At 36.4% G+C, this 12,236-nt stretch carries 11 protein-coding genes and 4 tRNA genes; 14 read left to right on the forward strand and 1 reads right to left on the reverse strand.

Annotated features, from left to right (window positions below):
• The first annotated feature begins 117 nt into the window (after positions 1-117).
• The 9 genes from BFA01S_RS18205 (at position 118) to glmM (ending at position 5,568) form a co-directional block, all read left to right on the forward strand.
• A tRNA-Gln gene (locus BFA01S_RS18205) sits at positions 118-192 on the forward strand.
• 7 nt (positions 193-199) lie between these two features.
• Positions 200-272: transfer RNA gene (locus tag BFA01S_RS18210), tRNA-Lys, on the forward strand.
• Between the two features lie 6 nt (positions 273-278).
• Positions 279-353 (forward strand) — tRNA-Gly (locus tag BFA01S_RS18215).
• A 35-nt stretch (positions 354-388) separates the two neighbouring features.
• Positions 389-464 (forward strand) — tRNA-Ala (locus BFA01S_RS18220).
• A gap of 349 nt (positions 465-813) precedes the next feature.
• On the forward strand, positions 814-1,377 hold the full coding sequence (gene sigW, locus BFA01S_RS18225; RefSeq protein WP_066234083.1) for an RNA polymerase sigma factor SigW: 564 nt from the start codon (positions 814-816) through the stop codon (positions 1,375-1,377).
• Between the two features lie 15 nt (positions 1,378-1,392).
• On the forward strand, positions 1,393-2,004 hold the full coding sequence (gene rsiW, locus BFA01S_RS18230) for an anti-sigma-W factor RsiW (RefSeq protein WP_066234086.1): 612 nt from the start codon (positions 1,393-1,395) through the stop codon (positions 2,002-2,004).
• Between the two features lie 129 nt (positions 2,005-2,133).
• Entirely contained in the window at positions 2,134-2,955 is an 822-nt protein-coding gene (cdaA, locus tag BFA01S_RS18235) for a diadenylate cyclase CdaA (RefSeq protein ID WP_066234089.1), read from the forward strand.
• Positions 2,948-4,195 carry a CdaR family protein gene (locus BFA01S_RS18240; RefSeq protein WP_066234091.1) on the forward strand — a complete coding sequence of 416 codons (1,248 nt, stop codon included), beginning with the start codon at positions 2,948-2,950 and terminating at the stop codon, positions 4,193-4,195. Before cdaA ends, BFA01S_RS18240 begins: the two co-directional genes overlap by 8 nt.
• Positions 4,196-4,224: 29 nt before the next feature.
• Positions 4,225-5,568, forward strand: a complete 1,344-nt coding sequence (gene glmM / locus BFA01S_RS18245) for a phosphoglucosamine mutase (protein WP_066234094.1) — start codon at positions 4,225-4,227, stop codon at positions 5,566-5,568.
• A gap of 612 nt (positions 5,569-6,180) precedes the next feature.
• Here the strand turns inward: glmM and BFA01S_RS23530 are convergent.
• Complete coding sequence (locus BFA01S_RS23530) at positions 6,181-6,306, reverse strand: hypothetical protein (RefSeq protein ID WP_268874891.1); 126 nt, start codon at positions 6,304-6,306, stop codon at positions 6,181-6,183.
• A 532-nt stretch (positions 6,307-6,838) separates the two neighbouring features.
• Here BFA01S_RS23530 and BFA01S_RS18250 point away from each other — a divergent pair.
• Genes BFA01S_RS18250 through BFA01S_RS18270 form a run of 5 tightly spaced genes read left to right on the forward strand, consistent with a single transcriptional unit; the run spans position 6,839 to position 11,485 of the window.
• Positions 6,839-7,357 (forward strand): MarR family winged helix-turn-helix transcriptional regulator, encoded by a 519-nt coding sequence (locus BFA01S_RS18250; RefSeq protein ID WP_066234097.1) that lies wholly within the window; start codon positions 6,839-6,841, stop codon positions 7,355-7,357.
• A gap of 36 nt (positions 7,358-7,393) precedes the next feature.
• On the forward strand, positions 7,394-8,839 hold the full coding sequence (locus BFA01S_RS18255) for an aryl-sulfate sulfotransferase (RefSeq protein ID WP_066234100.1): 1,446 nt from the start codon (positions 7,394-7,396) through the stop codon (positions 8,837-8,839).
• Between the two features lie 16 nt (positions 8,840-8,855).
• Positions 8,856-9,863, forward strand: coding sequence for an ABC transporter substrate-binding protein (locus BFA01S_RS18260; protein ID WP_066234103.1), 1,008 nt, complete (start codon positions 8,856-8,858; stop codon positions 9,861-9,863).
• Positions 9,864-9,882: 19 nt separating this feature from the next.
• Positions 9,883-10,653 carry an ABC transporter ATP-binding protein gene (locus tag BFA01S_RS18265; protein WP_066234106.1) on the forward strand — a complete coding sequence of 257 codons (771 nt, stop codon included), beginning with the start codon at positions 9,883-9,885 and terminating at the stop codon, positions 10,651-10,653.
• A gap of 13 nt (positions 10,654-10,666) precedes the next feature.
• Positions 10,667-11,485, forward strand: a complete 819-nt coding sequence (locus BFA01S_RS18270) for an ABC transporter permease (RefSeq protein ID WP_082800072.1) — start codon at positions 10,667-10,669, stop codon at positions 11,483-11,485.
• Positions 11,486-12,236 lie beyond the last annotated feature (751 nt).

Genomic DNA, 12,236 nt, shown 5'->3' on the forward strand with positions numbered 1-12,236 from the left:
ATTTAATTTCATAAAAAAGTAAGAACCTAGACAGTTAATAAAAACTGTTATTTTCACTTTTTAAAATGAATAGATTTATTATTAAATGGAAAGTTAGTAATATACATAATTATTTAATGGGCTATAGCCAAGTGGTAAGGCAACGGACTTTGACTCCGTCATTCGTTGGTTCGAATCCAGCTAGCCCAGCCATTTATTAGAGCCATTAGCTCAGTTGGTAGAGCATCTGACTTTTAATCAGAGGGTCGAAGGTTCGAGTCCTTCATGGCTCACTTTTCGCGGAAGTAGTTCAGTGGTAGAACACCACCTTGCCAAGGTGGGGGTCGCGGGTTCGAATCCCGTCTTCCGCTCCATGAGCACATCTTACTTTTATTATTAATATGATATTGGGGCCTTAGCTCAGCTGGGAGAGCGCCTGCCTTGCACGCAGGAGGTCAGCGGTTCGATCCCGCTAGGCTCCACCAAATTAGATATTTCTACAATTAATTATAGAGAAAATACCTTGGACATTCTGTTCAAGGTATTTTTAGTATAATGACTAGCTTAGTTATACTATAGGTGCATATTATAAATAGTTAAGTATTTAAAAGAGATTTTAAAAATTTGTTCTTTTTCTATTTATTCTCCTCCAAAATTTGCTAAAATATTTATATGAGGAAAAGATGTACGGTTATTTTAATTCATTGTCTTCACTTATGCTCCTTTCATATAAGCAATTGGAGCTGATTAACAGTATTCATTTTACAAAAGTGAAACTTAATTTAAATTTCTTCGTATATAAATAGAGCCGCAAGTGCGGAGGTAAATAGAAAAATGGAGACTATTGTAAAGAAAAGAATTAGGCAAGTGAAAAAAGGTGACCAAAGCGCATTTACAGAAATAGTTGATTTATATAAAGATAAAATATATCAACTATGTTACCGTATGGTTGGAAATGCACATGAGGCAGAAGATATTGCACAGGAAGCGTTTATAAGAGCTTACGTTAATATTCACACATACGATGTAGATAAGAAGTTCTCAAGCTGGCTGTATAGAATTGCAACTAATCTTTCAATTGATCGCATAAGGAAGAAAAAACCGGATTATTATCTAGATGCCGAAGTATCTGGTACAGATGGATTAACGATGTACTCGCAAGTCGCAGTGGATATCGCTTTACCAGAAGATGAAGTCGAAACGATGGAGCTTCAAGAAACAATTCAAAAAGCTATTTTGAAGCTTCCTGATAAATATCGGTCTGTTATTGTACTAAAATATATTGATGAGCTCTCTCTAATTGAAATTAGTGAGATCTTAAATATACCAGTTGGTACTGTAAAGACTCGAATTCATCGGGGAAGAGAAGCTCTAAGAAAGCAATTAAGGCATTTATGACTGGGGTGAAATTAAATGAGTTGTCCTTTAGATATTTTGCAGCTTATGCATAAACATTTGGATCATGAAACAAGTAGTGAAGAGGATGAGCATTTAAAAGCCCATCTTCAAACTTGTGAGAGCTGTTCTAAACATTTGTATGAGATTGAAAAGTCAATTGCTCTTGTGAAGAGTACATCACATATAGAAGCACCTAAAGATTTTACAGCAGCTGTTATGAGCAAGCTCCCTAAGGAGAGACAGACAGTTAGATGGAGCAGATGGTTAAAAAATCATCCTTTCCTCGCTGCTGCATCTTTATTTATCGTTTTAATGACAGGAAGTGTTGTATCAACATGGACAGAGGACCATCAGTTCAGTGTCACACCACAGCCAAATCTTGTTGTTAAAAACAATATTGTAACTGTTCCAGAGGGTAAAGTTATTCACGGAGACGTAACTGTTAAAAATGGAACTTTAAATATTGAAGGTACAGTAGAAGGAAATGTGACTGTTATAAATGGAGAGAAATATATGGCTTCTGCCGGTCAAGTTACTGGCGACATAGAGGAGATTGATGAAATGTTCGAATGGCTTTGGTACCATATGAAATCTCTAGGGCAGGAAGTCGTCAGTGGAGTTAAATAGCTGTATTAGGAAGTTTTTATAAGGTCATCCAAAAGATGACCTTCTTTGATTTGATTTTTACCAGACTACATATGATATAATAGAGTGATTATTTAATTAAGTAAACTTGGACTAATGGAGGAAAATAAAATGGCCTTTGAGGACTTTCCTATTTTGCATTACCTCGGCATAGCCGTTGATATTCTCCTAGTTTGGTACGTTATATATAAAGTAATTATGGTCGTACGTGGAACGAAAGCCGTTCAACTTGTAAAAGGAATAACGGTCATAATATTAGTAAGGCAAGTAAGCTTGTATTTAGGACTACATACCTTACAATGGCTAATGGACCAAGCTTTACTATGGGGGTTTTTAGCAGTAATTATTATTTTCCAGCCTGAGCTAAGAAGGGCGTTAGAACAGCTTGGGAGAGGAAAATTATTTTCACGCACTGCATCACAAGGCGAGGAAGAACAAGCCAATACGGTCGAGGCAATATTAAAAGCGACGGATTATATGGCTAAACGAAGAATCGGTGCTTTAATGACAATAGAAAAAGATACAGGAATGGGTGATTATATCGAGACGGGTATCATCCTTAATTCTAAATTGTCATCTGAATTGTTAATTAATATTTTTATACCTAATACTCCGCTTCATGATGGAGCAGTAATTATCAAGGATAATCAAGTAGCTGCCGCTGCCTGTTACCTGCCTCTTTCAGAAAGTCCGTTTATTTCAAAAGAGTTAGGGACAAGACATAGGGCAGCAGTTGGAATAAGCGAAGTTACAGACAGTTTGACGATTGTTGTCTCAGAGGAGACTGGCAGTGTTACGGTTACTAAAAATGGGGAATTACATCGGGATCTAAGTAAAGAAGCTTTAGCTGAAATATTAAAAGCAGAATTAATAACGATGGTAAAACAAACCTCTTCAAACCTGTGGCAATGGAGGGTAAGAAGAAATGGATAAATTTATGAATAATCCTTGGGTTATGAGAATTATTGCTTTATTATTTGCGATTTTACTCTATCTTTCTGTAAACTTTGATTCTGATCCTCTAACTGTTAAAAAGCCGGGAAGCTCTTTAATTCCGCCGCCTGCTACGGATACTGCAACAGTTACTGATATACCTGTAACAACATATTTTGATCAGGAGAATCTTGTTGTTACTGGTGTTCCAGAAACTGTTAATGTAACACTTGAGGGGCCAGCAACACCGTTAATTAAAGCTAGACAATATAAAGATTTTAAAGTGTATGCAGATTTAAGAAACTTATCGATCGGTACACATAAAATTGAATTAAAGTATAAAGATTTACCAAAGGAATTAGAAGCGACTATAAACCCTGCTATTATCTCTGTTTCAATCGAAGAAAAGGTGACAAAAGATTTTTCAGTAGATGTTGATTTTTTAAATAGGAATAAGATAAAAAAAGGGTATAAACCAGAACAGCCAATTGTTAACCCTAACAGTGTCCAAATAACTGCTTCAAATGAAATTATTAAAAGCATTGACCATGTTAAAGCGACTGTTGATTTAGCAAATGCAGAGGAAACGGTAAAGCAGGAGTCACGAGTAACGATTTATGATAAGGATGGTAATGTATTACCAGTGGAAGTGGAACCATCAGTTGTCGATATTACTGTTCCAATAACTAGCCCTAGTAAGACATTAACATTTAAAATTGCAAGGGAAGGTAAGCTGCCTGAAGGAATAAGCATATCCCGTATAGAATCAGAACCTAATGAAGTGACTGTATTCGGACCTATGGATGTATTAGATAAATTAGAATTTATTAATGGTATTTCAGTTGATTTATCTAAGATAAAAGACGACACAGTTATTGACGTAGATGTACCGAAACCGCCAGGAGTCAAAAAAGTGACACCTGAGAAAATCAAACTGAAAATTAAAGTAGAGAAGGAAGAAAAAGAAGTTTTTGATAATAAAAAGATAAAGATAGTTGGATTAGGGGAAGGAAGGACACTTGAATTTTTAGACCCTGTTTCGAAAACATTGTCAGTACAAGTATTAGGTGCATCAAGCATTGTAGAAGCAATTAAGGCATCAGATATTGAATTATATGTTAATGTCACAGATCTCGGCGAAGGAGAACATGATGTAAAAGTGGAAGTAAACGGACCACAAAATATAACATCAGTTTTGCCGAAGGATGAAGTAAAAGTGAAGATAACTTCATCTTCTTGATAGAAGACAAAAAGGAGCGAAATAAGCTAATGGGAAAATATTTTGGGACAGACGGAGTAAGGGGCGTAGCAAATAGTGAACTGACACCTGAATTAGCGTTTAAAATTGGACGTTTTGGCGGGTATGTTCTGACGAAAAATAAAGAAAAACCGAAAGTGATCATTGGTCGTGATACACGTATTTCAGGTCATATGCTTGAAGGGGCTTTAGTTGCCGGACTTCTCTCTATTGGGGCCGAAGTGATGAGGCTGGGGGTTATTTCTACCCCTGGTGTTGCATTTTTAACGAAAGCACTCGGAGCAGAAGCAGGTGTAATGATTTCTGCTTCACATAATCCAGTTCAAGATAACGGAATAAAATTTTTCGGTCCGGACGGTTTTAAATTATCGGATGAAGAAGAATTTGAAATTGAACAATTAATGGATAAAGAACAAGATGAATTGCCAAGACCAGTAGGTGCCGATATTGGTCAAGTAAATGACTATTTTGAAGGCGGACAAAAGTACCTTCAATTCCTAAAACAAACTGTTGATGAAGAATTCACTGGCATACATGTTGCATTAGATTGTGCACACGGTGCAACATCATCGCTTGCAACACATTTATTCGCTGATCTTGATGCAGATGTATCTACAATGGGAACTTCCCCTAATGGTCTAAATATAAATGATGGTGTCGGTTCGACTCATCCTGAAGCTTTAGCAGCATTTTTAAGAGAAAAGGGTGCAGATGTCGGGCTGGCATTTGATGGTGATGGTGACCGATTAATTGCTGTAGATGAAAAGGGAGCGGTTGTTGATGGTGACCAAATCATGTATATTTGCGCAAAATATTTTAAAGAACAAGGCAGATTAAATGACGATACGATCGTCTCAACAGTAATGAGTAATCTAGGATTTTATAAAGCATTAGAAGCACAGCAAATAAAAAGTATTCCAACAGCAGTTGGTGATAGATATGTTGTAGAGGAAATGAAGAAAAATAATTATAATTTAGGCGGAGAACAATCAGGCCATATTATTTTCCTTGATTACAATACAACAGGTGATGGACTTTTAACTGCATTACAAATCGTTAATATTATGAAAGTAACAGGTAAAACTTTATCAGAACTCGCTGGAGAGATGAAGAAGTATCCACAGCTTTTAATAAATGTAAAAGTAACAGATAAAAATAAAGTATCAGAAAATGAAAAAGTAAAAGCAGTAATAGAAGAAGTGGAAAAAGAAATGAGTGGCAATGGTCGAATCCTTGTAAGACCATCTGGCACAGAGCCTTTAGTTCGTGTTATGGCTGAGGCGCCAACAGAAGAAGAATGCCGTACATATGTCGATAGAATCGTAGCAGTTGTAAAAGAAGAAATGGGTGCTTAAATAAATGAACTCCATGGAAGCGTGCATAACGCATATCATGGAGTTTTTTGTTTACGTATATACAGAATATAATTTAGTACTGTTAGAAATTGATTTCTTGGTAATTTTGGGCTCACTAGTTGTATTAATATTGGATGGGTTAAGTTACTGATGATAATATTATTGATTGAGAATTGTTTAATGGAAGGATTAATTAAAATGAGTAGATAAAAGAGCAAATAGCATGAGAGATGTATAAGTAGTGGAATAGTGACAGATATATAATGTGTTGCTCTTTTCATTTGAGAGAGTAAAAGCAAGCGTGGGAAAAAATTCGATTAATGCTTATAAGCAGTTAAGAAAGCATCTGAAATATTAAAAGCAGAACCATTTGTTTTAAGCGTCTGTTTTCTAACAGTGTTCTTTTTTGAAAAGAAGTAAACTGATTGATACATAAGATCTCCTCCAGGTAATTTTTTATTGTTGGTGCATGTATTTTTTATTTATAAGCTGCTAAGAATGCGTCAAAGATGTCAAAGCCTTCTGTTTTGTTTGTTTTAACTGTTTGTTTTTTTGTTTTTGTAAAGAAAGGTAGTAGTTGATACATAGTTAGTTCCTCCTTGGAATGTTTTATTATTTGTAAGCGATGAAGAATGCGTCTGATACGTTAAATGAAGCTTCGATTTTGCTTTTTGCTTGTTTCTCTTCTTTGAATACTGCGTCTGAAATGAAGAATACTGATAAGAAGTTGTTTTCCATTTTGTTTATCCCCTTCCGTCATTTGGTATCTTTATTATCTGTCATTTTGCCTATTTACACAAAGTTCCTATTCTTCCATGAAAACGAAAACAAATGAAATGAAAGCCAGTATCATACCCTGTTTTCTCACTAAAACGCCTTTTTTCTCGTTTTTTCATAGTAATTTAATTTTTCTATTTTCAAGCCGGGAACAGAAAGAAGTATAGTATAGTGAAAATTGCAAAAGGTAGTGCTTTTTCATATTAAAATGACAATTTTTCTTCTTCAATATAAATATAAGTGTCTAACATTTCTGTTTTTGAAGAGTGAGAATCAAATATATTTTTTATAAATCCTACTTGACATATATGAATTTAGGAATTAATATATCAATATTAAATCATTTAATCTTCATTATTTTAACGTTAAATTAATTTTAAGCGCTGATTGGACATCCAAAGGCACCTATACTTTTCATCATTCATGTTATATATGAATGCTCTGAAATTGTTGGGTGCCTTTTTTGTACCCATAAAGCCTGGTAAGGAGGAGTATGGAAAAGACTGAGCTTGATCTGCTGGAAGAAGCAGATTGGTTGTTTCGCAAAATGGTTCGTAAGTTTGTAAAAGAACGCGACAAAATCATTATTGAAGGCGTAATGCTGCCGGGATTCTTGATTTTAAAAAAGATTATTCAAGAAGGTGAGCAGCGTTTAACAGATTTAGCTGATGAGCTTGATCTTACCTCAGGGGCAATTACTGCAATTTGCGATAAGCTGGAAGACAGAGGATTTGCGGTTCGAAAACGTCATAACGAAGACCGGCGGATTGTACTGCTGGAAATTACGGATAGCGGACGAGAATTTATAGAACGAAATAATGACATTGGGTTAAATCTTATTTCTGTTCTATTCAGTGGATTCTCACTCGAAGAAATTCAACTGCAGATTGATGTTTACCGGCACTTGATCAACAATTTGGAAGGGTTAGCCGGTGAAATCTTATCATTAGCGAAAGAGAATGAAAATAAAAAAGATTCAACTATTCAAAAAAGCCATTTTTTAACTTATTAAATAATTTATTAACAATATTAAAAGGAGTGGGGAAAGATGGGACTTCCAACAATTCATCCGACAGGGGCAACAATTTATTCACCAGAAAAGGCATGGAGCGGTTATACGATTTTTCAAGCTCCTGACCTTGGTGCTTTATTAATTGATATGAACGGAAAAGAAGTTCATTTATGGAAAGGGCTTCGCGGTTTTCCAAATAAGATTTTTCCAGGTGGCTATGTATTAGGACATACATTTAACCGTGATCCGGAGTATGGTTTCCAAGATGAAGGCGACCTTGTGCAAGTAGATTTTGAAGGGAATGTCGTCTGGAAATTCGATAAGCACGAATTTATTACAGATCCCGGACATGAAGGACACTGGCTTGCACGGGCACATCACGATTACCAGCGTGAAGGAAATCCTGTCGGTTACTATGCACCAGACCAAAATCCAAAAACAGATTCGGGGAACACACTTATTTTAGCTCATCGTGATGTTCATAATCCTAAAATTTCTAAGTATGAACTTTTAGACGATGTTATTTTAGAAGTTGATTGGGAAGGAAATGTCGTATGGGAATGGTCATTCAGTGATCACTTTGACGAACTTCAATTCGATGATGAAGCGAAGAAAATTATTTATGAAGAGCCAAATCGACGCTTTTTCGGAAATAAATCTGGTGACTGGTTACATATTAATTCGATTTCGGCAGTCGGACCAAATCGTCATTATGATGCAGGTGATGAAAGATTCCATCCAGACAATATTATCTGGGATGCACGTGAAGCGAATATTATCGGTATTACAGATAAGCGTACAGGCAAAATTGTATGGCAGATCGGACCTGATTATTCGAAGCCTGAGTTAAAGCATTTAGGTTGGATTATCGGACAGCATCATGCTCATATTATCCCACAAGGTCTGCCAGGTGAAGGCAACTTATTAGTATTCGATAATGGAGGATGGGGCGGCTATGGTGCACCAAATCCATCATCGCCAGACGGCAATAAAAATGCGGTACGGGATCATTCACGCGTATTAGAAATTGATCCGGTTACACTTGAAATCGTATGGCAGTATACAGGACATGAGGCTAAATTCCAAGTGCCGACAGATTCTTTCCGTTTTTACAGTCCGTATATTAGCTCTGCCCAACGCTTAGAAAATGGTAATACATTGATTACCGAGGGGGCAAACGGCCGTATTTTTGAAGTAACAGAGAATCATGAAATCGTTTGGGAATACATTTCCCCTTATAAAAATGCTCGTAATTCTAACATGGTTTACCGTGCTTACCGGGTTCCATATAACTGGGTACCGCAGCTTGAAAAACCAAACGAAGTAGCTATTGAACCTCTAAAGATTGAGACATTCCGTGTACCAAATGCGGCACAAAGCGGCACGGATTCAATCGTAGAAATAAAAGGAGCGCAGTCGCTTGGTGAGGGAGCATTATGTGTAGCACGCTATGATGAAACATTAGAAAAGCAGAATAATTAATAATGGAGGAGTTGCGATGAAGCGTTTATACGGGCTAATAGTTTTTAGTTTGGTGTTATCACTCTTTTTAGCAGGTTGCTCGAATGATAGTAAAGCGAGTACAGAAGGAGAAAAAACAGCAAAAGTACGGATTGGAATTGATACAGCGGCAGGAGGATCTTTACAGATTCGTGCCGCAAATACAGAAGGCTATTTTGAAAAACATGGCATCGAACCGCAGCTATCAAATTTCGCATATGGAATTGATACGATTAACGCATTACTAACAGAACAAACAGATACAGGCTTGGCAGCCGATTATGCCTTATTGAATTCGTTAAACCGGGGTGACTTAGTCGTTATCTCATCTTTATCACATAGTACATCTGAAACAATTAAGAAATCTGAAATTCTAGCAGTTAAAGATATTAACGAACCAGCACAATTAAAAGGGAAAAAAATCGGGGTAGCAAAAGGAACGGTTAGTGAATACCATTGGGCAAAATATTTAGAGCATTTAGGAATTAAAGAAGAGGAAGTCCACTATGTACCGTTCAGTACACCGGATGAAGCAATTATAGGTGTGAAAAAAGGTGATATTGATGCGGTATTAGCGAATGGTGCTGTAATTGAGAAGTATAAAGCGATTGATGGGGTTCATAAAATTGATGATCTTTCTTCCATCGATATTTCATTAAGCGCCTACTTAGTCGCAAATAGAAAATTTGCAGAGGAAAATCCGAAGGCTGTTGTTAATGTTTTAAAAGCAATTAAAGAAGGAATGGCCTATGTCAAAGAAAATCCGGACGGTACAGCAGAAATAGCTTATAAAGAATTAAAAGTGAAAAAAGAAGATACTTTACGTGATTTAGAGCGTTCAAATTATACTCTTGAATTTAAGCAGGAAGATTTTGATCATTTATCAACTATGAAAGAGTGGCTTCTTGATAAAAACTTATTAAAGAAAGACTATGATCTGCAGGATAAATTAGTACTGGAACCTTTACGTGAGGCATTTCCAGAGTCTGTAACATACGGAAATTAAGGATTGGAGGAATCGCCCTATGACAGTGATAAAAGAAAAAAGCCCATCTATCGTAATTAGAGGGCTGTCAAAAACATTTTCAGAGGACACATCAGATAAGGTTTATGTATTAAAAGATGTTGATTTAACGATACAGCGCGGAGAGTTTTATATTTTACTAGGTCCGAGCGGATGCGGAAAATCAACATTGCTTAATATGATTGCCGGATTTCTGGAGAAAACAGATGGCCAGCTTAACATACATGGGGCGAATTCCAATCATGATTCAAACCGCGGTTTTATATTTCAATCACCTGATTCCGCATTGTTTCCATGGCTGACAGTAGAGGAAAATGTAGAATTTGGGCTTAAAATGAAAAAGGTTCCTTTAGAAGAAAGAAAGCGAATCGTTCATTCCTATATTGAGCTTGCCGGGCTTTCGGGCCATCATCATAAATTTCCAAGCGAGATTTCAGGAGGGATGAAACAGCGTGTGCAATTAGCACGTGTCCTGGCAAATAATCCTGATATTTTACTCATGGATGAACCATTCGGTGCATTGGATGCCATGACAAGACGCACGATGCAAAAGGAGCTTATTAGGATTTGGCAGGAAACGAATAAGACAGTCATTTTCGTGACACATGATATTCAGGAGGCATTGATGCTTGGTCAGCGTATTGGCATTATGTCCATCGGCCCTTCCTCCAAGATTACGAGTACTTATGAAATTGATTTACCGTATCCGCGTGAAATTACAAGCCCAGATTTTAATCATTATTATGAAATCGTCCAATCTCATTTCGACTAAGGAGGTCATGGAAATGGAAACAATTGCGCAGCACGAAGTCAGACATAAAACGGTGAAAAAAAGAAAATCTTTTAAAAGTCCTTGGAGAAAAGTTTTAAAAACGGGTATTTTAACTTGGCTGGGATTATTAGTTATTTGGAGCATTGCCGCTTATTTTTCAGATCCCCAGTTTCTGCCGAGTCCTCTTGCTACTTTGCAAGGTGCAATAGAGCTTAGTAAAGACGGCTCGTTATTCATCTACATGGGCTATAGTTTTGCGCGTGTCCTGGCAGGCTGGTTTTTAGGTAATTTGATCGCTATTCCGCTAGGTTTATTAATTGGCAGCAATCGAACGATCCGATCACTTGTGGAACCATTAATTAACTTTGTTCGTTTCATTCCACCTCTAGCATTTATTACACTGTTCATGCTTTGGTTTGGGATTGGTGAACAGTCAAAAATATTTTTAATCGTATACGCAACATTTTTCGTTGTGACGATCAATACATTAACAGGGGTCCTTTCGATTTCAGAGGATAAGATCCGCTCAGCTAAAAGCATGGGAGCCTCTAATTTTCAAGTGCTGCGATATGTCATTATTCCAGCTTCCATCCCATACATTTTCACAGGCGCAAAGCTTGCGATGGGGTCCTCCTTTATGGCGATCGTTGGAGCGGAAATGGTCGCGGCAAATGAAGGTGTCGGCTTTATGATTTGGAATGCAAGACTGTACTTCCAGACAGATTGGATTTTCGTAGGATTAGTTGTGTTAGGATTGATGGGATTTCTTATGGATAGATTATTTGTCTGGACAGGGAAGAAATTCTTGAAGCGTTATAATGTTGTGTCCTAACTTAAAGTGAGAGTTTGTTTAATTTAAATAAGTAGAAGGTATTCTGCTTTTTGAAAAAAAGAGCATAATAAAGGAAATAAAAAACTTTCTACATTATTTCCTCTGTTCTTCCTTTTGGGACTCTACCGTACTGTACATAGTGCAAACCGTAGGGTTCTTTATTATGTGTAAAACTTAAATCTATAGTTGAAAGTCCTTAATTATTAAAATTTTTACCCATATGAGTGTGGCTCCGTCCCATTTCCACTGTTCCCTTTTATCAATAAAAACATCTTTTTCAATCTTTATAACAGGAAGGCCTGTATCTTCATACTCTTAACAAATTACAAAAAATGTATTTCTTGCTCATTCTGAGTCATTCGTGTTTCACTGTTAGCCATATTATTGAATTGTTTCATCAGCGTGGTTATAATTGCATTCGAGCAATAGCTATTCTACTTTTATAAAAATAATCGACTAGATAACTAGAGACTTAACAAAATACAAAGCCTGGACTGGCATGTTTTTTGTTCACTCTCTTTTTTTATTTACAAGACTGATACATATGAATTTTCCAACCCTAAATCTTACTAAACTCATATGAAAAGTTAATTTATTTAAAAAGAAGAGATTTTAAATAGGACTTCTAACAATTTATTTGCGAGAGAAGGTGTGTATGGGCGATGTATTAATACATGCATTTAACTTTGATCTGAATTATCGTGTGGAAGTTCGATAAGCATGAATTTATCCCAGCCTTAACGGGCAGTAA

Source organism: Metabacillus fastidiosus NBRC 101226, assembly GCF_001591625.1.
GTDB classification, from domain to species: domain Bacteria; phylum Bacillota; class Bacilli; order Bacillales; family Bacillaceae; genus Metabacillus; species Metabacillus fastidiosus.